The sequence below is a fragment of the bacterium genome (assembly GCA_026708015.1).
Lineage (GTDB): Bacteria > Actinomycetota > Acidimicrobiia > Acidimicrobiales > Bin134 > Poriferisocius.
In genome coordinates this window covers 1-21,503 of the sequence record JAPOVT010000029.1, presented here as the reverse complement: position 1 = coordinate 21,503, position 21,503 = coordinate 1, and the positions used below count along the sequence as shown (strand labels likewise).

General features: G+C 57.9%; 29 protein-coding genes. 20 read left to right on the top strand and 9 right to left on the bottom strand.

The window, feature by feature from the left end:
* Positions 1-7: 7 nt before the first annotated feature.
* The 5 genes from dndC to OXG30_06305 all read left to right on the top strand — a co-directional run bounded on the left by dndC (position 8) and on the right by OXG30_06305 (position 6,716).
* A complete protein-coding gene (gene dndC / locus OXG30_06325) occupies positions 8-1,561 on the top strand; it encodes a DNA phosphorothioation system sulfurtransferase DndC (protein ID MCY4134514.1) in 1,554 nt (517 codons plus the stop codon).
* Entirely contained in the window at positions 1,561-3,534 is a 1,974-nt protein-coding gene (gene dndD / locus OXG30_06320) for a DNA sulfur modification protein DndD (GenBank protein ID MCY4134513.1), read from the top strand. Before dndC ends, dndD begins: the two co-directional genes overlap by 1 nt.
* Entirely contained in the window at positions 3,527-3,919 is a 393-nt protein-coding gene (gene dndE / locus OXG30_06315; protein MCY4134512.1) for a DNA sulfur modification protein DndE, read from the top strand. Before dndD ends, dndE begins: the two co-directional genes overlap by 8 nt.
* A gap of 250 nt (positions 3,920-4,169) precedes the next feature.
* Complete coding sequence (locus OXG30_06310; protein ID MCY4134511.1) at positions 4,170-4,820, top strand: hypothetical protein; 651 nt, start codon at positions 4,170-4,172, stop codon at positions 4,818-4,820.
* Between the two features lie 180 nt (positions 4,821-5,000).
* The gene (locus OXG30_06305; protein ID MCY4134510.1) at positions 5,001-6,716 is read left to right on the top strand and encodes an ATP-binding protein; all 1,716 of its coding nucleotides are present in this window, start codon (positions 5,001-5,003) and stop codon (positions 6,714-6,716) included.
* Between the two features lie 62 nt (positions 6,717-6,778).
* Here OXG30_06305 and OXG30_06300 read toward each other — a convergent pair whose 3' ends face one another.
* The 3 genes from OXG30_06300 to OXG30_06290 all read right to left on the bottom strand — a co-directional run bounded on the left by OXG30_06300 (position 6,779) and on the right by OXG30_06290 (position 8,961).
* Positions 6,779-7,900 (bottom strand): hypothetical protein, encoded by a 1,122-nt coding sequence (locus OXG30_06300; protein MCY4134509.1) that lies wholly within the window; start codon positions 7,898-7,900, stop codon positions 6,779-6,781.
* Positions 7,901-8,023: 123 nt separating this feature from the next.
* A complete protein-coding gene (locus OXG30_06295; protein MCY4134508.1) occupies positions 8,024-8,815 on the bottom strand; it encodes a maleylpyruvate isomerase family mycothiol-dependent enzyme in 792 nt (263 codons plus the stop codon).
* A 2-nt stretch (positions 8,816-8,817) separates the two neighbouring features.
* Entirely contained in the window at positions 8,818-8,961 is a 144-nt protein-coding gene (locus tag OXG30_06290) for a hypothetical protein (GenBank protein MCY4134507.1), read from the bottom strand.
* A 346-nt stretch (positions 8,962-9,307) separates the two neighbouring features.
* Between OXG30_06290 and OXG30_06285 the strand changes: the two genes are divergently transcribed.
* The 4 genes from OXG30_06285 (at position 9,308) to OXG30_06270 (ending at position 12,553) form a co-directional block, all read left to right on the top strand.
* Positions 9,308-10,129: a DUF3800 domain-containing protein gene (locus OXG30_06285; protein ID MCY4134506.1), complete on the top strand. Its 822-nt coding sequence runs from the start codon at positions 9,308-9,310 to the stop codon at positions 10,127-10,129.
* Between the two features lie 738 nt (positions 10,130-10,867).
* A complete protein-coding gene (locus tag OXG30_06280; protein ID MCY4134505.1) occupies positions 10,868-11,521 on the top strand; it encodes a DUF4065 domain-containing protein in 654 nt (217 codons plus the stop codon).
* A gap of 26 nt (positions 11,522-11,547) precedes the next feature.
* The gene (locus OXG30_06275; GenBank protein ID MCY4134504.1) at positions 11,548-11,910 is read left to right on the top strand and encodes a type II toxin-antitoxin system PemK/MazF family toxin; all 363 of its coding nucleotides are present in this window, start codon (positions 11,548-11,550) and stop codon (positions 11,908-11,910) included.
* Positions 11,911-11,956: 46 nt separating this feature from the next.
* Positions 11,957-12,553 (top strand): hypothetical protein, encoded by a 597-nt coding sequence (locus OXG30_06270; protein ID MCY4134503.1) that lies wholly within the window; start codon positions 11,957-11,959, stop codon positions 12,551-12,553.
* 15 nt (positions 12,554-12,568) lie between these two features.
* Here OXG30_06270 and OXG30_06265 read toward each other — a convergent pair whose 3' ends face one another.
* Positions 12,569-12,736 (bottom strand): hypothetical protein, encoded by a 168-nt coding sequence (locus tag OXG30_06265; GenBank protein ID MCY4134502.1) that lies wholly within the window; start codon positions 12,734-12,736, stop codon positions 12,569-12,571.
* Positions 12,737-12,898: 162 nt separating this feature from the next.
* Between OXG30_06265 and OXG30_06260 the strand changes: the two genes are divergently transcribed.
* From OXG30_06260 to OXG30_06250, 3 genes are all read left to right on the top strand, one after another.
* Entirely contained in the window at positions 12,899-13,111 is a 213-nt protein-coding gene (locus tag OXG30_06260) for an MbcA/ParS/Xre antitoxin family protein (GenBank protein MCY4134501.1), read from the top strand.
* 29 nt (positions 13,112-13,140) lie between these two features.
* Positions 13,141-13,383 (top strand): hypothetical protein, encoded by a 243-nt coding sequence (locus tag OXG30_06255; protein ID MCY4134500.1) that lies wholly within the window; start codon positions 13,141-13,143, stop codon positions 13,381-13,383.
* Between the two features lie 104 nt (positions 13,384-13,487).
* Entirely contained in the window at positions 13,488-13,787 is a 300-nt protein-coding gene (locus OXG30_06250; GenBank protein ID MCY4134499.1) for a DUF2442 domain-containing protein, read from the top strand.
* Positions 13,788-13,803: 16 nt separating this feature from the next.
* On the opposite strand, the gene OXG30_06245 is transcribed toward OXG30_06250, so the two are convergent.
* Together OXG30_06245 and OXG30_06240 are read right to left on the bottom strand one after the other, a co-directional pair.
* The gene (locus tag OXG30_06245) at positions 13,804-14,130 is read right to left on the bottom strand and encodes a HigA family addiction module antitoxin (protein ID MCY4134498.1); all 327 of its coding nucleotides are present in this window, start codon (positions 14,128-14,130) and stop codon (positions 13,804-13,806) included.
* A gap of 187 nt (positions 14,131-14,317) precedes the next feature.
* Positions 14,318-14,899: a type IV toxin-antitoxin system AbiEi family antitoxin domain-containing protein gene (locus OXG30_06240; protein MCY4134497.1), complete on the bottom strand. Its 582-nt coding sequence runs from the start codon at positions 14,897-14,899 to the stop codon at positions 14,318-14,320.
* Between the two features lie 227 nt (positions 14,900-15,126).
* On the opposite strand from OXG30_06240, the gene OXG30_06235 reads away from it, so the two are divergent.
* The 4 genes from OXG30_06235 to OXG30_06220 all read left to right on the top strand — a co-directional run bounded on the left by OXG30_06235 (position 15,127) and on the right by OXG30_06220 (position 16,067).
* Positions 15,127-15,336: a hypothetical protein gene (locus OXG30_06235; GenBank protein MCY4134496.1), complete on the top strand. Its 210-nt coding sequence runs from the start codon at positions 15,127-15,129 to the stop codon at positions 15,334-15,336.
* 68 nt (positions 15,337-15,404) lie between these two features.
* Positions 15,405-15,641: a type II toxin-antitoxin system Phd/YefM family antitoxin gene (locus OXG30_06230; GenBank protein ID MCY4134495.1), complete on the top strand. Its 237-nt coding sequence runs from the start codon at positions 15,405-15,407 to the stop codon at positions 15,639-15,641.
* A gap of 6 nt (positions 15,642-15,647) precedes the next feature.
* A complete protein-coding gene (locus tag OXG30_06225; GenBank protein ID MCY4134494.1) occupies positions 15,648-15,890 on the top strand; it encodes a type II toxin-antitoxin system RelE/ParE family toxin in 243 nt (80 codons plus the stop codon).
* Between the two features lie 21 nt (positions 15,891-15,911).
* Positions 15,912-16,067: a hypothetical protein gene (locus OXG30_06220; protein MCY4134493.1), complete on the top strand. Its 156-nt coding sequence runs from the start codon at positions 15,912-15,914 to the stop codon at positions 16,065-16,067.
* A gap of 22 nt (positions 16,068-16,089) precedes the next feature.
* Here OXG30_06220 and OXG30_06215 read toward each other — a convergent pair whose 3' ends face one another.
* Entirely contained in the window at positions 16,090-16,788 is a 699-nt protein-coding gene (locus tag OXG30_06215) for an NYN domain-containing protein (GenBank protein ID MCY4134492.1), read from the bottom strand.
* A gap of 182 nt (positions 16,789-16,970) precedes the next feature.
* Between OXG30_06215 and OXG30_06210 the strand changes: the two genes are divergently transcribed.
* The 3 genes from OXG30_06210 to OXG30_06200 all read left to right on the top strand — a co-directional run bounded on the left by OXG30_06210 (position 16,971) and on the right by OXG30_06200 (position 18,929).
* Positions 16,971-17,768: an LLM class flavin-dependent oxidoreductase gene (locus OXG30_06210; GenBank protein MCY4134491.1), complete on the top strand. Its 798-nt coding sequence runs from the start codon at positions 16,971-16,973 to the stop codon at positions 17,766-17,768.
* Positions 17,769-18,166: 398 nt separating this feature from the next.
* Entirely contained in the window at positions 18,167-18,694 is a 528-nt protein-coding gene (locus OXG30_06205) for an AAA family ATPase (GenBank protein ID MCY4134490.1), read from the top strand.
* Positions 18,687-18,929, top strand: a complete 243-nt coding sequence (locus OXG30_06200) for a hypothetical protein (protein ID MCY4134489.1) — start codon at positions 18,687-18,689, stop codon at positions 18,927-18,929. The genes OXG30_06205 and OXG30_06200 overlap by 8 nt, the downstream gene beginning before the upstream one ends.
* Before the next feature lie 69 nt (positions 18,930-18,998).
* Here OXG30_06200 and OXG30_06195 read toward each other — a convergent pair whose 3' ends face one another.
* Both OXG30_06195 and OXG30_06190 read right to left on the bottom strand, forming a co-directional pair.
* On the bottom strand, positions 18,999-19,427 hold the full coding sequence (locus tag OXG30_06195; GenBank protein ID MCY4134488.1) for a type II toxin-antitoxin system VapC family toxin: 429 nt from the start codon (positions 19,425-19,427) through the stop codon (positions 18,999-19,001).
* Positions 19,424-19,738, bottom strand: a complete 315-nt coding sequence (locus OXG30_06190) for a type II toxin-antitoxin system prevent-host-death family antitoxin (GenBank protein MCY4134487.1) — start codon at positions 19,736-19,738, stop codon at positions 19,424-19,426. The genes OXG30_06195 and OXG30_06190 overlap by 4 nt, the downstream gene beginning before the upstream one ends.
* Positions 19,739-20,245: 507 nt before the next feature.
* Between OXG30_06190 and OXG30_06185 the strand changes: the two genes are divergently transcribed.
* Positions 20,246-21,442, top strand: coding sequence for a DUF4143 domain-containing protein (locus tag OXG30_06185; protein MCY4134486.1), 1,197 nt, complete (start codon positions 20,246-20,248; stop codon positions 21,440-21,442).
* The last annotated feature ends 61 nt before the right edge of the window (positions 21,443-21,503 follow it).

Here is a 21,503-nt window from a genome sequence, read left to right as displayed (position 1 = left end):
GGGATGTATGGCCGACTCAACAGTCAAAGTGGAGATTGGATCGGAACCATCCAACGGTTCGGCTTTCACCGAGCATGGACTGTTCACCGAGACCGAGAGTCTCATGGTCCAAGTACAGGATCTGTACCGCGCCGATGGGATTCCTTGGGTCGTTGGCTACTCGGGCGGAAAGGACTCCACGGCCACCCTCCAACTGGTTTGGACGGCACTGGGTTCACTGCCTCCTGAGGAACGCCAAAAGCACGTGTATGTCATTACTAACGACACGCTGGTAGAGAATCCTGCGGTGGCTGCGTGGGTGCACCGGTCTCACCAGGCGATGGAACAGGCAGCAGCCGACCAAGGCCTTCCAATTTCTACCCATATGCTCTCGCCGGAGGTGAGCGAGAGGTTCTGGGTGAATCTGATTGGCCGCGGCTACCCCGCTCCGAATAGGCGGTTCCGCTGGTGTACTGAGCGGATGAAGATCAACCCCACCACTCGTTTCATCCGCTCCGTGGTCAAGGAAAACGGCGAGGCGATCATTGTCCTCGGAGCAAGGCGCGCCGAGTCGGCCGCTCGGGCAGCGCGGATCGACCGGTTGGATCGGAAGGCCGTGAGAGACCACCTCAGCCCTCACAGCGATCTTGCCTCTGCTCTCGTATACAAGCCCATTGTCGATTGGACCAACGATGATGTCTGGCTTTACCTGATGCAGACCCCTAACCCGTGGACTTTCGACAACAAACAGCTGCTCACGATGTACCGCACAGCATCGCCTGATGCCGAGTGCCCGGTCGTCGTGGACACCTCTACCCCGTCATGCGGCAATTCCCGGTTCGGCTGTTGGACCTGCACTGTGGTGGACAAGGACAAGTCGATGACTGCGATGATCCATAACGACTCTGAGAAGGAGTGGATGCAGCCGTTGCTGGATGTCCGTGACCAGATCGCTGACGCGACCGAAAGCCGGAAATACCGCGACTTCCGCCGATTGAACGGGCGAGTGTCGCTCTACAACGACCAGCATGTCCCGGGGCCGTACACACAGGAAGGCCGAGCTCACTGGCTCCAGCAGGTTCTGGAAGCCCAGACCTGGGTTCGTAGCCATGGCCCGGAAGACGTGAGAGATATCGAACTGATCACAATGGATGAGTTGCACGAGATCCGCAGGATATGGGTGGCCGACAAGCACGAGCATGAAGATCTGCTGCCCTCCATCTACGAAGAGGCCACTGGCCAGCCATTCCCCGGCCAGACCCGGTTTGACGATCAGTTCCCCTTCCAGGCAGAAGATCTGGGCGAGCTTCAGGAACTCTGCCGGTCGGACCTCCAGTACGAACTCATCCGCGAATTGATCTCTGTTGAGCACTGCCATCGAATGGCCGCTCGCCGAAGCGGGCTGTGGAATGACATCGAGACTGCATTCGACCGATCAGGGTACGAGTCGCCCGAAGAAGCCATCGACCTTGTACGTGCCCTGTCTCGAAGCCGTGAATCAGTCGTGGCCGGCACTCCAATCGACTTCGACGCTTCCTGGCATGAAGTTTCTCAAGGTCACATGGGCACCGAGTCAGCCTGATGCTCCTACGCTCTCTGACGCTCGACAATTTCGGGGTGTACCGAGGCCCACAAACAGTCCGCTTCTCAACGACAAAAAAGAGCCCGGTCACGCTGATCGGGGGGAAAAACGGCACCGGCAAGACATCGATGCTGGATTCAATCCCCCTATGCCTATACGGCAGCCGAGCCCGTCGAATCCTCAACGGTTCTTCCTACCCCGAGTACCTACACAGCATGGTGCATCACGGAGAGAGCGCTGCTTCGATCTCTCTGGAATTTGACCGCATCGAAGAGGGGAGGAATGTTTGCTATGTCGTTGAGCGAACCTGGAATCGCACTACTCGGGGAAAATCGACCGATCGACTCAGCGTGTGGACAAATGAACAGGCGAGGCCAGACCTCGTCGCTGTGTGGCCTGAGTTCGTCGAGGGGGTAATGCCCATGGCGGTGTCTGACCTCACGATCTTTGACGGTGAGAAGATCGAATCTCTCGCTGACCCGACCTCATCGGCCGAGATTCTTCGCACAAGCCTCTATGGGCTTCTAGGGCTAGACATGGTTGACCGCCTCCGGTCTGATTTGCATGACTTTCGCCGGCGAACTGCGAAGGCTCAGGATGCCCAACTGGCACCACAGCTCTCAGAGAAGCTGGCCAGAGCCGAAGAACAGCTTGCCCAAGCACAAAAGGAGTCGGGAATGGCCAGCCAAGCACTGGCCGATGCGGAAGGCGCGAGATCGGATCTCCAGGCCCAACTCCAAAGGGCAACCGACAAACTCGCCATAGCAGGAGGCGACCTGCTGGCCCAGCGCGACGACCTCCATCGCCGCCTTGCCGAGGCCAATGCAAGCGCCATCGCCGTAGAACGAGAGCTGGTCCAGCTTGCAGCCGGTGACTTGCCCCTTACCCTTGTTCCGAATTTGCTCAAGCAGGTTGCTTCTGCTGGGGAGCAGCGCGAAGCGTCTCACTTGGCTCGACAGATGCGCTCAGCAATGGCTCTGCGGGACGACCGGGTCACAGGGCTGCTTGCCGCTGCCCTCGGATTCGGCCAACAGGAAGCGGAATTGGCGCGCGATGTGCTTCGAACCGATTTGGAGTCGATAGAGCAACCTACCAAACCCACCTTTTCGCCGTCGCTTGAGTGCGCTGACGCAGCACGCAGCCTGCTGAATCTTCGCTCGGGGGAGTTGCAAATGAGCGCGAAGCGTCTAACGAAGCAGCTCGAAAACCTTAATTCTGAAGTCGAACACTTAGAAGGCGTCCTGGCGGCAGTACCTGACACCGTCAGCGTTGCCCCAAGCGTCCGGCAGGTGGCCACCGCCGAAGCCGACCTACGTGCTGCCGAAAAGTCAGTACAAAGAGCGCAAGTCGATTTCGATGATGCCGAGCGGCGCGCCGAGCAAGCTCAGCGGGAATTCGACGCCGTTGCGCACGAGATGCTTGATGCAGGCGTCAACGACAAGAATGCAGCGCGAGTCGCCCGCGAGGTCGCGGCGGCCAACGAAGTGCTTGCAGAGTTCGCCAAGCACATGATCCAAAAGCACCTGGGCAGGATCACCAACGAAATCAATTCCGCGCTGGCAGCGCTTCTCCGCAAGCAGAAACTCGTGTCTCGGGTGGACATCAACCCCGATGACCTGACAGTCACCCTGCGCAACCCTCAGCAGGAACCAGTTGATTCCCAAAGACTGAGCGCCGGAGAGCGTCAAATGATGGCAACCGCTGTTCTGTGGGGATTGTCACGAAGTACTGGCATGGCGCTGCCGACAGTTATCGACACTCCAGTGGGCAGGCTGGACCGGTCGCACCGAAAGAACCTGATTCGACGTTACTTTCCCAATGCCTCGCGACAAGTGGTCTTGCTTTCCACCGACGAGGAGATCGTCGGCGACCACCTCCAACTCCTTCGACCGCACATCGGTGTCGAGCAATGCCTGGACTTCGATGAGGCCGAGGCCTGCACCTCCGTAATGATGGGCTATTTCGATGAGTAGACATTCAATCGTTGACGCGGTCCGAGTTGACGAACGAGCCAAGACCCAGCTCATGACTCTGAAACGGCGAACCGGGATCAAGAACTGGAACGTGCTTTGCCGCTGGGCGCTGTGTGCATCCTTGGCCGAGCCCTCCATACCTGCCGACCAAGAGGTCGGCACGCTGTCTAACGTTGAAATGTCCTGGTCGACCTTCGGCGGGCAAGCCGCCGACATCTATACCGCCATCATCCAGGCCCGGTGCGAGGTCGACGGCATCCCCCAGACCCCTGACGCCCTAGCCAAGCAATTCCGGCTCCACCTCCACCGCGGCATCACCTATCTAGTCGGGACAGAAGACACCAAGACGCTGAACGGTCTGATCAGCCTCGCCATCAAACCATAGTCGCCGGCGATTTCCCCCTGAGCCCATCGAACTCCGAATTCTGCACAACCGCTCTGGAAGTCTCAGGACCCGCTAGAGAGTCTCCCGCTCTATCTCCGAGCGATGGATGTGGCGCACCAACATGATTTGGTGTGCCGTATACTGTGCGGGGTGATGGCGACTTCGTTCGACATCACCTCCACAAAGTTAGATTCCCTTGTCAGATTGCTGGTTTGCCACCGAATGGGGCGAACGAGCCAAAGGAGACGATATGCAGCAGAACCAGCCATCCCTAGACAACATCCGTATCGATGTCATCCAGGCTCTCCAGGATCAGATAGTCGAGAGCTCTAAGGATGGGCCACTCGAACGGGCTCCTGGGAGTCGAGAATCCGTCAAGCTAGAGCAAGCGATAGACTACGCCACTAGCTCTAAACGCAAGAGAACCAGTCCCACGTTCCTTGAATTTGACGTTCTCCGCAACGCCGAGTTCGCTACCAATCGATGGGCAAAGTCCCATGCTCGCCTTCTCAGAGCTATAGCAGCCCACTGCGCACCAAGGCACCAAGCCTTCAATGGACACCTTCAGACAGGCCTCCATCTAGTCGCTGCAGAACGACTAGAACGACCCGGCACCTACACTTCAGGACCTGGTGGGCAGGTTGCTGGCACGGCAATCGTGGTTCAGACAACTCCCGAGGACGAGGCAGTTGCACGCGACCTCGAAGAATGTATCCGAACGAAGGTGGCCACAACTCTCGATCAGCTGGCAAGCGATGTCCTCGATGACATGTTGCTCGAGAAATCAGTATCAGAGACAGCAGAACGGCTAGGGATCTCCAACCGAACCGTTAACCGAACACGACAAAAGATCCGCAACCTGGCGGAGCCCATATTGAGGTCTGAATCGATGGCAGCATGAACATGGGATCTCAACTACCGATGTCCCTGGTGAGCCGTCGCAACTTCAGCGAGGCACGCCACTTCGAGTCTTGATCATTCACTCTTGAATACGGACTTCCAACTGAACAGCGCTCCAACGCGACGGAATAACAACCCTCTTTGAACACTCGGCAAACACAACACTTGAAAGGTTCCCAACATGACAGATCGAATACCCGTAATTCTCACCGGACAAGCCCTGCGGTCTTTGCGCGACTCAGGCTACAGCCTTAGTGCAGCCATTGCGGAAGTTGTGGACAACTCACTCGAAGCTCAGGCGAACACTGTAAAAATCCGGCTTGACCAAAGCAAGAACCGAAAGGGCAAGCAGCACATTCACCGGATTTCGATTAGCGATGACGGCACTGGGATGGATTTGGAGACCCTGCACCATTACCCCCAGATAGGATTCTCGACCCGTTATATGTCGACCACGACTATCGGAAAATTTGGAGTGGGTGCGAAGCTTGCTGCGCTCAATTACAGCGAACGACTTGACGTATGGAGTCGGACGGCAAGCGACATTCCATGGAAGCATGTCTATTTCGACCTTGAAGAAGCTGAAGCTGCTGCCACCGAGGGCGAAGACACTGGCATAGCACCTCCCATCGAAACACCCATCCCGCCAGATCTCAACGATCTCCTTCCTGAAGGTGCTGGAACATTGGTTGTCTGGTCCAAGGTTGATCGCCTTGAAGAAGGCAGGCATGCACAAGATGCAGATTCACTTAGAGTCGAGGTGGAAAAGGAGCTGTCGCGAATTTTCAGATATTTTCTAGACGGTGGAATCGACATCTACGTAAACGAGACTCGGCTTTTGCCTCACGACCCCTTGTTCTTGATGGAAGGCACTTGGGGAGATAAGGCTCTATCCAAGTACTACCAACGTAAGAATGTGGAACCTAAATTCGAGGTAGAGAATCACTATGAGCCAAGCAAAGTAGTTACGGACGAGAGTCTCAATTTCGGCGGAAACCAATTTCTTCTACGTGTTACGGTGCATCCACCTCAAGTTGTTCGTAGTAGAGGAATGGGTGGAGACGAACTGGCAAGGCAGCTACGCGTTCCCGAAAACGAGGGCTCTCTCTCTTTTGTCCGACTAGAACGGGAAATAAATTACACGAATGTTCCGAGAATTCTTCCTTCAGGTGTTGAAAATGCTGATAGATTCATTGGCATAGAAATCCAGTTTACCCCTGAACTGGACGAGTACATGGGTGTTCGCAACGTAAAGCGGGGAGTCGAACCTCACGGCGAACTTCGAACCCTGATTCGGCGCCAACTCAAGAAATGGATTCCCCAGGCGCGGAAAGAGATACAAAACCTGTGGGGCGAAGCATCCCGGCAATCCAGGGAAGCAGATGGAGAGCATTCGGAAATATTGGAAGCCGTCAAAAAGGCAGATCTGACGCTTCCAAAGCATAAAGGGCCTCGACCCAGTCCCGATACAGACAAGGAACAGTTGGACAAGCTTGCTAAGGACATGGGGCATGCAAACTCTGGCGATAAAGACAAATACCTGGAACGTATCTCTGATCTTCCATTTGTTGTAGAGACCGTGGATTTCCCCGGCATGAACTTCATAGACATCCAACACCTCAGCTACCAAACTATCGTTCGGCTAAATCTACGCCATCCCTTTTATCAGGAGCTATGGAAACCTATTCGAGCTATCGCTGACGCACCCCCAAGTAGTGTCAGCGGGGATGAAGCTGCGCAAACGGCACGCCGCACTATGGAAGCGCTAACACTCTTGATCATTGCCTACGCCAAAGCTGAGTCGATGGATGCCGACCCCACCCGTTTCACGGAATTGAGAGATGACTGGGGAAAGTTCCTTCGCACTCTGATGGGCAAAGTCAAGGATGTCCTGTAGATTGCTAAGCGGCTGAACAGGTAACAGGAAGGCTGTGTGAGCTCCCACTTGACCAATCCCGATCAACCCAGCAATTGTTCAATGCTCTCTATGCCGTCAGCCCCGATTGGCAAGATCCCTTCTCCTTCTCCTTGCCATACACCTGAAGTGGGATCAAGAGCTTTGTAGATGTTGTATGAGGTCCGGCAAACACGTGCCAGATCTGATGGCCAACTATATTTTTCAGCAATTTGGCTCATTTGTGAAGAGCGGCTGTTCAGATGTTCCAACCACCTATCCAAGAGTTCTGGACCCAGCAGAGAATCGCTCTTGCTGCTATTCGCACTCGTAGTCGTCATGACAAAATTTTCAATCTGGGAGAGTTTCGTAAGTGACCAAGGCATAACATGATCCAGTGACCTTCGACCAGCATCTAAGGGCACGTCCGAATAGACACATCTATTGTCCTGCACCTCGACGAGATCATCGCGCATTGACCTAGACGGCATGCTCCTGCCGCTACCGAACAGATGTTCATGAATTTGGTATTCTGCGAGGTGTCCTAATTTGTCTTTATTGACTTTTGCCACTACTTCAGCAAATCTGAATTCCACAAGCGGTCTGAGAACTCCAGCGAATTTGGTCAACGCCTTGGCGACACCAGGAATGAACTTAACTTCTTGTCCAAGTGATTCATATAGAAAAGGCTTGGGTTGTCCAGGAATGTTCTGCAATTTATCGATTGGATTCTTCCAAAGACTCCTCTTGGTGTTGACAATTGCTCTGTCCCAATTCTGATCCCACCAGTCCGTCCCACCCACCCGACTCTGCACTACATCAAGGTTCTGGCCTCGAAGATTGCCGCGTCCTTGTTCTTGAAGCTGCCTTCGAAGTAAATGAATCTGTTGCATTACCACGGTGTCATTAGCTACGGACATATCATTTCGTACTTTGTTGGGTGAACTATGGCGTAGTTCGATTTCCCCATAGGGGCGTGCGTGTTCCCAATGAATACCAAGATACCGCTCAGCCAACTCATCCCTGGCAATCGGCCTATTGTCGTCAATCCTCTCTGGAGCCAAATCGAGCAAAGCCAGGAGAAGCCCGAGTTTGTTCGTGCCAGTCATGGAAGCCCTTTCCATGATCTCCAATATCCCTTGAATTGGGTCAAGCCGGGAAGGGTCACCGTGACCAGGATCACTCACAAGAAGGATCCTAGTGATGCAGATTCATCTGACTTGCAGAATCACCGGGCACCGCGGGGCGGCTCTCGTTGTAGAACCCATGGGGGTTGTGACCGCGTGAGGCGGGTGTCAGCTGTCAAATGGTCACGGCGGAAGAAACGTGGTGGCGAATCGGTGTGCGGTGGTTTCGTCTCCAGCGATGGTCAGGTCTGCGACATCCACGCGGCCCAACAGCAGCCCTAGCAGATCGGCTTTCGGCCCCGAGATGGTTGCGTCGGCTTGGTCGGCCTTGCCGGGAGAAGCCGATACCACGCCTTGGGACACTGCCACGTTGAACGATGGGCCGTCGGTGGCCACGAGGTTCCATGAGCCCGATGAGGCTTGGCTGGGAGTGTGGCGTCGTGGGAGCCAGGCGATCCTCATGGGGAGTGCGGCGTCGATGAACGGATCGCTCCAGTCGGAGAGGCCAAGGTCGAGGTCGGTTCCATGCACTTCGACCTCGGTCAACCTCAAGATCGCCAGCTGCAAAAGGGTGATCGGCCCGATGTCGGGATTGTCCTCGGGTTCGTGGACGATTGTGCCATCCCACGCCTCAGGGGGGATCTGGGCCCACAACCCGTCGAGAGCCGCGCTGGCCTCGATAAGCGACTGCACCACATCGGCTGGGCTCTCTTGAGGGCCAGGATGAAGCGTGGACGGCCTCTGCGCCGATCTCCCGCCCGGATAGAAGGCGGTCGGTTGTCCAGCCAGGGCGTCGCTGGTCATCCGATGGCTGGCCTGAGCCCCATACCGGAGATGACAGACGATGTTGAGCCGGCTCCATCCCGGCAGTTGGGAGCCAGCCGAGACGATGTTGGGCTGAACTGCCTCAAGCACCCCGGCCAACTCACGGTGCCTCGACGCAACCGCCTCGACAACGCCAACGCTGCCGGTCACTGCTACAGCTTGACCGCCGCATCGTCCAGTCGCTGATGCACCATGGACATTGCGGTTAGGGCATCGACGAGTTCGATGTCGGTGACATCACGATGCAGTTTGGGATCATGGGCAGTGGGGTTGCGGTAGTCGTTCTTCTTCAGCAATTCGAGCGCATATGCTATCGCCAGGTCTACGAAGGGGGAATCGTCCCATCAGGGGCGGTTCCCCCTGGTTCATTTGTCGGCCATATTTCTATTTCATGTCACAAAGTCTGGATGTAGGCTGATTCCGGCGGAAAGGACCGCATCTATTCGGTTCCGTGAGCTTGCTCTTCTGCCGATTGGCAGAACGTGCCCCGCCTCGGCGGGGCACAGACGCGTCTGGCAGCGTTGGTGTGCGCGCTCACGCTGCTGGCGTTATGATGGAGTTGTACCTATCAAAGGCGCTTAGGCTACAAACCGAACGCCGACTCCTACGGCCGCCTTCGGGCGGTCGTAGCTGTTTTGGAGCATGCACTTCTGCTACATCGACGAGTCTGGCGGTTTCGAAGCGCCGAATCTGAGTCCGGCTGCGACGCCGCTGGTCGCATTCGCCGGAGTCATCTTCCCGGCTTCTGCTATCGCGCCGCTGACTCTTGATCTTCTCGATGTGAAACGGAGATTTAAAGCCCAGCCCCAAAGGCACCACCTCAATTTTCTTCTTGAAGAGATCAAGGGCTCAGCCCTTCGCAGAGGCGTGCGATCAACAAGCCGCCGGGAGAGGCGAGGAAAGCTAGGGGTGCTCCATGAGACTGTCCGTCTGCTCGAAGAACACGACGCTCGCATAGTCGGGCGGATCTTGATCAAGAAGCCCACCGAGGGACTCGATCCCGACAAGGCGTACACACTGTCGGTACAGATCATCGCTCGGCACTTCAACCGATTCCTCGAAGAAAACAACTCTCACGGCCTCATCATGTGCGACAACAGGGCCCATGACGATGACGTACGTGTCTCCCACTCCTTGCTTACCCGGAAGCTCAAGGCCACCGGTGACGAGCTCCCCCGAATCATGGAATCGGTCGTGTTCGCCAGGAGCAGCAACCACGCGGGGCTTCAGATTGCGGACATTGTTGCCTCCGGGCTGCTGTTTCCCATCGCCGCTCGGGCGTACTGCGCTGATTGGACTGGCAGCACCCACGCACACCCCAGATTTGACGAACTCCAGTCCAGGTTCTCTGCCCGGCTGAAGAGGCTTCGGTACCTATATCAAGACGACGAAGGATTGACACGTGGCGGGATAGCTGTCAGCGACAAGTACCGGAACCAGCGTTCCAGACTGCTATTTGGATGATGGGACAAACGCGCTCGCAATTTGCTGTCGCATGAAGGACGCTGTGATGCCTTCGGCTTGGAAGGCGTTACCCGGAGAAGCCGATACCACGCCTTGGGACATTGCCACGTTGAACGATGGGCCGTCGGTGGCCACGAGGTTCCATGAGCCCGATGGGGCTTGGCTGGGGGTGTGCCGTCGTGGGAGCCAGGCGATCCTCATGGGGAGTGCGGCGTCGATGAACGGATCGCTCCAGGGGGGATCTGGGCCCACAACTCGTCGAGAGCCGCGCTGGCCTCGATAAGCGACTGCACCACATCGGCTGGGCTCTCTTGAGGGCCAGGATGAAGCGTGGACGGCCTCTGCGCCGATCTCCCGCCCGGGTAGAAGCAAGCAGACCACCATCAGCGCAACAGAGTCAGTTCAAGTTGGCGTTGTCGGGTACTGTCACTGCCTGCCTGTAGGGTGCCGACCTGCAATCCGATCGCGGGCACCAGCTGACAGGGAGGCGAATGTGAGCCTGACCGAACCCCCAAGAACGAAGGGAAAGGCAGCGGGAAGGATGGGCGGCCGCGCCGGAAGACTTGGCCAAGGCGCCCGTTACGCCCGATCCGGCAGAAATCGCCATTTCGGATTGCGGGTAAAATATAGTGTGAGCATTCTTGGACGACAGGGACGAATGGACCGCCTCTGGCCAAGGTCGGTGTCAGCCACTAGCTTGCCCCACTTGCACCAACGAGTTGTATTGAGCGGGAATGTATGAGTCTGGTAGCTACCAATAGAGAGCGCGCAGCAAAGTGCATTGAGGCCCTCTTGGTTCTGGCTTCAAGGAAGAACTTACAGATCAATCGCACCAAGGTCGCCAAGTTGCTCTATCTGGCTGACCTCCGCTCCGTAGACCAAAGTGGCGCCACAGGGTCAGGGATAGCGTGGCGATGGCTGAATCATGGACCATTCGACAACGTGCTCTCCTCTATAGAAGACGGCCTTGTTCAGAAAGGAATCGTTGAGAGGGAAACAACACGGTGGGGACGGTGGAACGAAAACAGGGAGCACGACCTCAAGGCCGCCCATATATCGTCATCTCTAATTGACGGGTCGGATGCTTTTGTCGCACATATCGATGCCGTCTTGGACGACATGGGGAGCTGGACAGCGAACAGGTTGAAAAAGCACGCCTATCAGACGCCGCCGCTGGTAGAGGCCAAGGAGAACGATGATCGAGGAGGCCTCCTCGATTTGGATGAGAATGAGCAGATTCCCAACATAGGACCGGCTTTGGCCCGATATCAGAGGATTTTGGACGATCAGCCGCCAGATGACACTCCGACAAGCGAAGATTATTCCTTCTTGGTGGAAGAGCTAGAGGCCCTGGCCGATGCACGCGCAAGGGCCACCCGCAGGATTCTGTAGATTCTGTGAGAATCCTGACTGGAGGCGTGTATCTAGTCGCGGACGACGCGATTTCGCTCCCGCCCGACTCAGCGCGGGAATATCATGATGAGCGCCGTCCATTTGTGATTGTCAGCGGCCAAGAATCCAATGACAACCCCGCTTGGCCGCTCGTCTTGGGCTGTCCGATGTCCAGCTCGACAACACACAAGACCCAATTCTGCGTCAAGCTCGCCGCCGGAGAGGCCAATTGCCCTAAGAAGACTTGGATTCGGGTTCCCGCCATCCAGCCACTGGAGAAGAAGGCGCTGGGCGACCACACAGGGCCGTTGCCAGACGAGAAGCTGGAATTGCTCAGGGCAAGGGTGCTGCAATACATGGGACTTGCAGACGGAACCAGCCCGTTCTGAGCGTTACCAACAGAAGCCACGGGTGTTTCGGGCGGGGGCACGGTCGGTGAGCGCATTTTCGCCCTATGTGAGCGAGCAGCTCAAGGCGTACGTCTATCTGTTGATCGATCCGCGCGACGGCGAGATCTTCTATGTGGGCAAGGGAAACGGGAGCCGGGTGTTCGCCCACGCCCAAGATGCCCTTGGCGACGAGGAGGCGGCCAGCGACAAGCTGGATCGGATCAGGGAGATCCATGGCGCAGGCCAACAAGTCGAACATCAGCTGCTGCGTTTCGGGCTCACCGACCGAACGGCATTCGAGGTCGAAGCAGCGGCGATTCAGCTGCTGGGCACAGACGAGCTCACCAACAAGGTCGAGGGACATCACGTTTGGCGGCGGGGCCGAATGACCACTGATGTCGCAATATCGCTCTTTGATGCTCCCCAAGCGCCTGAGATCAAAGAGCGGGTGATCCTGTTTCGGATTCCCCGGCTCTGGTCACCGGAGATGTCCGCCCAGGAACTGTACGAGACAACGCAAGGCTGGTGGACGCTTGGGCCCCGCCGCAATGGCGCCGACTACGCCTTTGCCGTCAACCGGGGAGTCATCCGCGAGGTGTATCGGATTGGCGAGTCCTCACCCTTCAAGTACGTGAACTGCTGAGTTCGAGCTTCGCCTTTAGTTGGGCGAGGCGGGTCGCCGATCTTCAGTTTTCCTTTTGCGCAATCTGCCCAAAATGCCCCACGAGTCGGGAATGAGGCCCCGGTTCACGGTGATTGACGGCAGCACCTTGGGCATGCGGACTTCGTTCTCATTGTGGTCGCTGCCCTGGGGTTCGGTGCTCATGTGATCAGGCTATCTGCAAGAGCCAGTATGAGAAGGTGCCTGTGTCAGACAAGGCTCCGAGAAAATAAACCCCCGCCATGCCCTGCTGAACAGGGCAGGCGGGGGAGATTGAGGTCACCCTAGCCGAGCGCATGGGCAATCACAATGAAATACTGAAGGCCTATGGAGAGCTGGAGCGACACAGACCCGCTCCTAGATTCGAATGCCGCCGTCGACCTTGCCCGCACGGTGATGAGCGATGACGCAGCAAGATTCTGGTTGCGCTCACCAAACCCAAATCTTGGCTACGAGAGGCCGCTAGACCTGGTTGCAGCAGGCAACAACCAACGAGTGACCGATCTGCTGCTCGCCTTGGCCGAGGGCGTCACCGCCTAGGTGCAGAACGAAGAAGGAGGAGGGTGCCCATGACTGAGCCGAGCGATATCGACCAGAAGGGCTCTGGCGACCATCCCCCTATCCTGCGCGGCGAGGAGTTGACCGAATCCATCCTGCGGTCGCTGAAGCTTGCCGCCAAGCAAGCCCATCTCGTGGCATATCAAACCGGCACGGGGGTGGTGACGCGGCGCAACGGCAAAATGGCAGTTGTTCCTCCCGACCCGGCCATGTACGAAGACCTCATTCCGCCTCCCTTCCAACCCAGCGAGTAGGGGCATCCGAAAAGGTTGGAGGGCGTATTCGCCTGTCAATCGAATTGGCGTGACAGGGGGAAGTCATTCGTGGTTGACGGGCAACTGAAAATATCGTTTACCTCATGCTGTCGCCCCACGTAGTCGAACTCGAGGTTCTAGAGCCGTACAAGCTCTGGCTGCGGTTCGACGACGGCACCAGCGGCATTGTCGACATGTCGGATAGCACAGCCCTTGGCGGCGTCTTCGCGGCATGGACTGACCAGGACTTCTGGCGCTCTGCACATTTAGTGGCCGATTCCGGTGCAGTGGCGTGGGACGATGGCACTGAAGTCGATGTCTGCCCGCTAAGCCTCTATCTCGACGTCACCGGCCAATCTTTCGACGAACTGTCCTCCGAGAACTTCTCAGCCATCTCTGACTAACCGGCAGTGCCCGATCTCAGCCGCCTTTTCGGCTCCGTGATCTCGATGTGCGCCCGTAATCACAGTCCCCCGTGGGCAGTGCCTCCACTGCTTCGCCGTGTTTCTGGACCGCCATCGCCAAATCGTGTTGGGTTTGCAGGTTCATCCAAAACTGAGGCTCAGCGCCGAACCAGTGGCCGAGCCGAAGCGCCGTATCACCGGTGATCGACCGCTTGCCGGCAATGATCTGAGATACCCGATTGGGCGGCACGGCAATCTGGCGAGCTAGCTCGGTCGGCGTGATCCCGAACTCCTCCAACTCGCCCTTGAGCACCTCCCCCGGATGAACAGTTCTTTGCAACATTCCTGCCTCCCGGTCCTATAGCCAAAGAAAGACCCGGCCCTCATGGAGCCGGGTGGGTGTGTCAAATGTACCGCGTCAACCAGCCAACCTCGACCTCAATTTGGGTCACGTAGATCTCCTCGCGCTCCCGCTCGATTGCATCGACAGATGCACTTTCGAATGGCAGCGTGAGGAGCGGGCCCAGCGGTCACACCAGTATCTCGAGGGTCAATCGAATTGCCGGAGCGGACTTGGGGAAGCGACCGGCCACGTCCAGGAGCGCAGCCGGCTGGTTTCCCCTGATTCGCAGCCAGCGTTTGAGGGCTTCCAGGGCCTGGTCGGTTCCGTAGAGGTGCCGCAGGCGGTACGCATCGACGATGGTTCGGGTCGGACTGTAGATGCCTATGGGAAGTTGGTCGGTAACTGGAGTCGTCGTGCGGCCGATGTCGAAGGTGTCGGAGTCGAATCGGTGCCAGGTGACCGGTGCCTCCGTCTTGGGCGGCCGTTGCGACCGAGGCAATGCGGCGTTGATGGCCAGCGGGATGTCGTCAGTTAGGTCGTGGTATGCCAGCGCCGATGTCAGGCACAGCGTTGCCTTCGGCGCGCGGATGGCGACTTCGACCAGATCAGGGTCAGCCTCGAATCCTGGATGGGCGTAGATGCCTCGGGCAATGCGGTCAATATCGCCGCAATCTCGCATCCGATACAGGTCGCGATCAGAGATGCCAGCGTTTCGCGCGTCGGCATGAGTAAAGACCTCCGGCAAACCGGTGGTCGCCTTCGCAGACATGTATGAAAGTGTAGCCTGACTATCACTGTCTAGCTACATATTCATACGACAGGCTTGAGCCTCGTCCTACCCTCTCTCCTCCGAAATCAAAACCGACCCCACCTGACGAGGCAGGGGTGCTGTCACACCTGCCCGGTATCCTCCTGGACCCATGAAGCCTGGGAGCCCCAAATGAACAACGACAATCTCTGGGAGACCAATGCCCTATAGCGCTGGATTTTGAGCCGATGACCCTGCAACTAGCGCTGATAGACGCGGAAACACCCACTGCGCCCATGGGGCTTGAGTACCACTCTGATTTCTTGGCTGCCTCCGACGAGGAACGCCTGCTCGCTCACGCTCCTATCGACAGCCCTGAGTGGCTTACTGACCTGTCCCGGCGTGTAATGCACTTCGGCTACAAGTACGACTACACCAGTCGGAGAAGCAAAATCTGAAGTTGCGTTCTGTATAGAATTCTGTACAATCCTCCTACAGCCAAACCCGACGCCTGCAGGAGACTCCCATGACCCCACTTACCGAGGCCCGCAGCCGCCTCAGCGAAATTGTGGATGATGTTGCTTCGACCGGATCGACGATCGAGATCTCTCGTCACGGACGGCCTGTAGCTGTGGTCATGAGCTACGAGGAGTACGAGTCGCTACTGGAAACGCTGAACATCCTCGCCGATGACGCGACCATGGATGCCATCGCTGAAGCCGAGCGAGAAATCGCTTCAGGCGATCTAGTCGAACTCGACTGAGGCCTCGTGGCAAAGTTGGCGCGCCGCGCCGAGAAGGATCTCAACGCCCTGCCCGAGCCGCTGGCGGTCAAAGCAAGGGAGATAATCCGGCGTCTCGATCAAGAGCCTCATCTAGGCAAGAAACTGTCTGGACCCCTTCAAGGCAAGCGTTCTACCCGCCTGGGGCGGTCGCATCGAATCATCTACACCGCAAGCGAAGGCCAGGTCATCGTGCTGACGATTTCACACAGAAGGGATGCCTACCGCTGATGCTGGAAGTGGTCACCGGAGATGTCCGCCGAGGAACTGTACGAGACAACGCAAGGCTGGTGGACGCTTGGGCCCCGCCGCAATGGCGCCGACTACGCCTTTGCCGTCAACCGGGGAGTCAACCGCGAGGTGTATCGGATTGGCGAGTCCTCGCCCTTCAAGTACGTGAACTGCTGAGTTCGAGTTTCCCTTGGCTGGGCTATGAGGCTGCCAGGTAGTCCGTGTCGTCTCGGACGAGGTTGAACTTGTTCTCGTCGAGGTTGTGGTTCCAGATGTTGCGGTCCGGAACTGTCAGCTGGCCACGGGGCGACTTCGGCTTCCACCAAGAAACAGTCTCCACGCGCTTGCCAGTCGCTAGTGCATGCTCAACTGCTGGGAGGAGATCAGCGTCAGCGGTGGCGACGATTGCTACGTCGTAGCTGTCCTTTGTAGCACCAATGGCGATATCGAGTGCCATCATGACGTCCACACCTTTTTCGATGCCGCGAAAGTACTTCGACCCGTCCCTGGCAATTGTTGGGTAGTACTTCAACGGACGTGTGAATAGCTCCACTTCCGGAAACCCCCGCCATCGAGCCCTTTGACGGTCGAATGACTGGCAGACTCTCTCGTGGCCAATCCCAGTCACCGGCTGCCCTCGGTAGACCCTGACTCCGGTCAAGACCCGGTCGGGGTCAACTGGCAGTCCGAGGTCCCGTAGCAATTGTCCATACCGGTGGGGATAAATGTTGCCGACCGGCGGTGGGACCTTGCCGGTCCCGCCGAACAATTCGCGAGCGCTGAAGTAAACGTTCTGGTAGTCGATGAAAACGACGACTCTTGTGCCAGACATGGCTCCGAAAAAAATAAACCCCCGCCTGCCCTGCAACGCAGGCCAAGCGGGGAAGAATGAGGCCACCCTATCCGGTCTCCTACTCGTTGACAACGAATAAAGGTGATGCGGGCGGGTTGGCGAAAAAAATAGCCCCGCCATGCCCTGCGGAGCAGGCCAGGCGGGGAATACTGAGAACAGAGTACCCGTGAATGTGGTTAGTCGCAACGGAATTGTCTTCGGCCACATTCAAACTAGGGTCGGGTGGCGTGCGACATGGGTTGACGATGCCGTTGTTCGGGGCGTTGGCCGACCTTGTGGCGTTTGGGGACATCGCTGAGGCTGCTGATGAGGCCGGTCTTGACGGGGTGTTCGTTTGGGACCATGTCCTCAGCCCGGTTGAGGGCCAGTGGGCGATTGCTGATCCATGGGTTGCCCTGGCCTCCGCGGCAACCCGCAGCCAGCGAATCAAGATCGGGCCGATGGTCACCCCGCTGCCTCGTCGCCGGCTCATCAATGTCTCGCAGGCAACGCAGTCGCTCGACCAGCTCAGCGGGGGACGGGTGATTCTCGGACTCGGTCTCGGCAGCGACTGGGCTCGGGAGCTCTCAGCCTTCGGCGAGCCCGATGACCAAGCTGAGCGGGCGGCGAAGCTGACCGAAGGGGCTGAGCTGTTGTGTCGCCTGTGGTCTGAAGAGCAAGTACAGCACCGCAGCGACGCCTGGGTGATCGATGATGTGCAGGTCCATCGCCTGGACGGCCAGCGCCGCCGCATCCCCATCTGGTTTGGCTGCGCCCACGGGTCGCTGGCGCCGGCTCGGCGAGCAGCCCACTACGACGGCATCTACCCCATCGACACCGACGTGGAGGGCTTCAAGCGCATCGTCGATGCCGTGTTCGAACAGCGAGGCACCCTCGACGGGTTCGACTTCGCCTGCTCGGCCCACCCCAGCATCGACACCGCGCCATTCATCGACGCCGGAGCAACCTGGCTGCTCCACGCCTTCTGGCCCGGCAACACCCCCGACCAAGTACTCCGCTTTATCACCCGGTTTGCCCAGGAATAGGCCGGCTTCCCTCCGTTGATAGCAGGCATCGAGCTTAGACGGATGAATTCAGCAATCTGGGCGCTCTGTCGCCTGTAAGCTGTAGCCGGCGGAGAGGACCGCACTTATTCGGTTCCGTGAGCTTGCTCCTCTGCCAACGAGCAGAACGTGCCCCGCTTCGGCGGGGCACGGACGCGTTTGAAATCCCTTGATGCATATACTGAGAGCGCATTCAACATCGGCGCTTAGGCCCAAAACCGAACGCCACACACTACGGTCGCCAAAGGCGGCCGTAGTTCTATTTCCGCTGGGCCTTTCTGCTACATCGATGAGTCCGGAGGATTCGAAGCACCAAACCAGAGGCAACGGGCAACACCACTTGATGGGATATCACATTGAGCCGCCTATCGTGTTCCTGCATGGCCCAAAAGCAGATCTACGTGATTGCTGGCCCTAACGGCGCGGGCAAGACCACGTTTGCGATGAGCCACTTGGCAAGCGAGGTGCCTGGTCTCCACTTTGTCAACGCCGACCTCATTGCTGCTGGATTGTCACCGCTTGATCGCGGGACAGGCGTGGAAGCCACAGCCGGCCGGCTGATGCTGGCCGAAATCAACCGTCTAGCTGCCCAGGGGCGCAGCTTTGCTTTCGAAACCACCCTGGCGGGCCGCAGCTACCTGAGGCGCATCGACCAGTGGCGACGTGACGGCTATCGAGTGGTGCTGGTGTATCTGAGTCTTGGCAGCCCCGAGGATGCTGTGCGGCGGGTAGCGGAGCGGGTGAGACAAGGAGGCCATTTGGTGCCCGAAGATGTAGTTCGAAGGCGCTTTGATGCTGGACTGCGGAATCTGCGTGAGCTCTACGTTGGTAGGGTTGACGAGTGGAGAGTGTTGGATAACACCGGACCGGTGCCGCTGCTTGTCGAACAAGGCATGAACCGTGACTGAGCCGAGCGATATCGATCAGAAGGACTCTGGCGATCATCCCCCTATCCTGCGCGGCGAGGAGTTGACCGAATCCATCCTGCGGTCGCTGAAGCTGGCCGCCAAGCAAGCCCATCTCGTGGCATACCAAACCGGCACGGGGGTGGTTACCCGGCACAATGGCAAGGTGCAGGTTGTGCCTCCCGACCCGGCCATGTACGAAGACCTCATTCCGCCTCCCTTCCAAGCGGACGATTAGGGGCCTTCGCCAGGGCTCGAGGGCGTATCGCCCGCATTCGCAGCCGTCGGCAATTCTTTGCCGGTCTGTTCAGTCCTTGTGGACGTCGAATAGTTCCAAGCGGCCGGTTTGGTTGGCCCAGGTGATGATTTGGGAATCGGCGGTGGCCAGCTGGAAGCCGCCTTGGAGTGCGGTGGCGACGATCATGCGGTCCATCGGATCCTTGTGGAATCCCTCGTCTTCTAGCTGGACGGCGCGCACCATGAGGTCTCCTGAGGGAGCGATCTCCCGGAGGCCGTCAGACAGCAGGCGCAACCGCAGATTGGCCGTGGGCGGCAGTCGCAGCGATCTGTTGGCGGGCCTGCGTCGCAACAGCTCCAACTCCCAGAACGTCGCCGCCGACACCGCGGCCTGGCTCTCGATGATTGCGGCGTCGATCTGATCCATGCGCCCGCCGGTCATCTTGGTGGTGTCGCCGGTGGCACACCAGACCAGGACGTGGGTGTCCAGCAGTATCACGAAGCGGGTTCATCGGGCCGGGCCGACTCCGACCACCACTGCTGGTTGTCTTCCCACTCGGCCATGATCTCGTCCCACTCCTGTTCGGAATAGGCCCCTTCGCTGGGATCGTCAATAGCGGGCATCATTCCCCGATACCGCCCTTGAATCCCCCGGGGCTCAAACCCAGCCGGCACCAGGCGGGAGACCGGGCGGCCATGCTTAGTAATCACGATCTGCTCCCCGGACTCATTGACCTCGTCCATGAGCTTCAAGCACTTGGCCTTGAACTCCCCAGCGGAGATGGTGCGATACGGCACATCCAGCGACATCCCTCAACGATAACAGCCCCCGATATATATGACCATATAAATGGTCACATTTGTTGTCTCTCTGCCATGGCTAACTAGCCGGCAGTATCGGAGCCTTCGCTGGCGCGAAAACCGGCACCGCGTAGCGAACTGTGTGTTCTAGGCTGCATGGCGTAAGCCCTTGCTAGCCTCTCCCGTTTTCGGTGAAGCGACCTTGGGCATGGAGGCCGGGGTTTGGCGGTGACGACCGCCAAACCCAGGGCCTTGCTTCCTCCATTCACCCCGCCAAATTCGCCTGAAGATGAACCCACTTCGCAATCTGCGGGTTGAGATACTCCGAAACTGTAAGCTGAGAATGTCTGAAATTGTAGGTTGAAAACTCAAGAAACTGTAGGCTAAACTCTCTTAAAATTGTAGGACAACAGAGAGCCTGCACCCCCGACACCAACCAACATGACCGACACACTCACGCCAACTGGCTACATCTCACGAGTAAGCGACCCAACAATTGCCGAATCCCTCACGGCCATGCCTGCCATCGTCATAGAGGGGCCGAGGGGATGCGGCAAGACTTGGACCGGACGCAATTTCGCCAGAAGTGAGGTGCTGTTCGACAAAGACGTGAACGCGCGAATGTCCGTTTCAGCGACACCTGGCTACATATTGGAAGGTGACGAACCACGCTTGCTGGATGAATGGCAGCTAGCTGACGAAGTCTGGAATCAGGTTCGACATGCTTGCGATGAAGGGCACCAAACCGGCAGGTTCATCCTTACCGGCTCCGCGTTACCACCCGACGACATCACCAGGCACTCCGGCGCGGGTCGGATTGGGCGAGTGCGTATGCGGCCAATGTCATTGCTTGAGACCGGCGAATCCACCGGTGAAGCGTCGCTACGAACGCTGCTCAGCGGCGAAGAAACGGCAGTTCGGCGCCCAGATGCCTCATTTGAAGATGTTGTAGAGGCGGTGTGCCGGGGTGGATGGCCTCGGAATCTCGACAAATCCGTCCGATCAGCCCAAATTCTCCTGCGCAACTATCTCGGTGAAGTTTGTCGCACCGATATCTCCGCAGTCGACGGAGTGGTTCGCGACCCTGCTGGCGTTGAGAGGCTCTTGATGTCATTCAGTCGCAACATCGCCACTCTGGCTTCGTTTTCGAAACTGGCTAAGGAAGCGTCTGGAGAGCGGGGACTCAACCGGACTACCGCAACTGAGTACGTTCGGTCGTTGGAACGCCTGTTCATTGTGGAAGACCTGTCTCACTGGTCTACACACCTTCGATCTCGGGCAACGCTTCTCAGTTCACCCAAGCGTCATCTCGTCGACCCTTCACTAGCGGCCGCAATATTGGGAGCCACCCCTGGGCGGTTGCTCAAGGAACTCAAGGCATACGGATTCTTCTTTGAATCGCTGGTAGTACGAGATCTGCGCATCTACAGCGAAGCGTGCGACGCCAGGGTCTACCACTACCGAGATAGCGACGAACTGGAGGCGGACGCCATCGTCGAGACCCGTGATGGACGATGGATCGCTGTTGAAGTCAAGATCGGTGGCCAGGAGTTGATCGAGGAGGCCGCCCAGTCCTTGCTGCGCCTGAAGGAGAAAGTGGACACCGACCGAGTGGGCGAGCCGTCCAAGCTGCTCATCATCACCGCCACCGGCTACGGCTACGACCGACCCGACGGCACCACCGTCCTCCCCATCACCGCCCTCGGCCCTTAGTCACCCGGTGCGGACGGTCCTTGAACCGGGGGAGATGGCGAGGGAGAGGGCTACGGCGAGG

Bases quoted from the DNA above. Each gene is read 5' to 3' on its own strand.
- dndC (MCY4134514.1), top strand. From the start codon at position 8: ATGGCCGACTCAACAGTCAAAGTGGAGATTGGATCGGAACCATCCAAC.
- dndD (MCY4134513.1), top strand. From the start codon at position 1,561: ATGCTCCTACGCTCTCTGACGCTCGACAATTTCGGGGTGTACCGAGGC.
- dndE (MCY4134512.1), top strand. From the start codon at position 3,527: ATGAGTAGACATTCAATCGTTGACGCGGTCCGAGTTGACGAACGAGCC.
- OXG30_06310 (MCY4134511.1), top strand. From the start codon at position 4,170: ATGCAGCAGAACCAGCCATCCCTAGACAACATCCGTATCGATGTCATC.
- OXG30_06305 (MCY4134510.1), top strand. From the start codon at position 5,001: ATGACAGATCGAATACCCGTAATTCTCACCGGACAAGCCCTGCGGTCT.
- OXG30_06285 (MCY4134506.1), top strand. From the start codon at position 9,308: ATGCACTTCTGCTACATCGACGAGTCTGGCGGTTTCGAAGCGCCGAAT.
- OXG30_06280 (MCY4134505.1), top strand. From the start codon at position 10,868: ATGAGTCTGGTAGCTACCAATAGAGAGCGCGCAGCAAAGTGCATTGAG.
- OXG30_06265 (MCY4134502.1), bottom strand. From the start codon at position 12,736: ATGAGCACCGAACCCCAGGGCAGCGACCACAATGAGAACGAAGTCCGC.
- OXG30_06260 (MCY4134501.1), top strand. From the start codon at position 12,899: ATGGAGAGCTGGAGCGACACAGACCCGCTCCTAGATTCGAATGCCGCC.
- OXG30_06255 (MCY4134500.1), top strand. From the start codon at position 13,141: ATGACTGAGCCGAGCGATATCGACCAGAAGGGCTCTGGCGACCATCCC.
- OXG30_06250 (MCY4134499.1), top strand. From the start codon at position 13,488: ATGCTGTCGCCCCACGTAGTCGAACTCGAGGTTCTAGAGCCGTACAAG.
- OXG30_06245 (MCY4134498.1), bottom strand. From the start codon at position 14,130: ATGTTGCAAAGAACTGTTCATCCGGGGGAGGTGCTCAAGGGCGAGTTG.
- OXG30_06240 (MCY4134497.1), bottom strand. From the start codon at position 14,899: ATGTCTGCGAAGGCGACCACCGGTTTGCCGGAGGTCTTTACTCATGCC.
- OXG30_06235 (MCY4134496.1), top strand. From the start codon at position 15,127: ATGACCCTGCAACTAGCGCTGATAGACGCGGAAACACCCACTGCGCCC.
- OXG30_06230 (MCY4134495.1), top strand. From the start codon at position 15,405: ATGACCCCACTTACCGAGGCCCGCAGCCGCCTCAGCGAAATTGTGGAT.
- OXG30_06220 (MCY4134493.1), top strand. From the start codon at position 15,912: ATGTCCGCCGAGGAACTGTACGAGACAACGCAAGGCTGGTGGACGCTT.
- OXG30_06205 (MCY4134490.1), top strand. From the start codon at position 18,167: ATGGCCCAAAAGCAGATCTACGTGATTGCTGGCCCTAACGGCGCGGGC.
- OXG30_06190 (MCY4134487.1), bottom strand. From the start codon at position 19,738: ATGTCGCTGGATGTGCCGTATCGCACCATCTCCGCTGGGGAGTTCAAG.
- OXG30_06185 (MCY4134486.1), top strand. From the start codon at position 20,246: ATGCCTGCCATCGTCATAGAGGGGCCGAGGGGATGCGGCAAGACTTGG.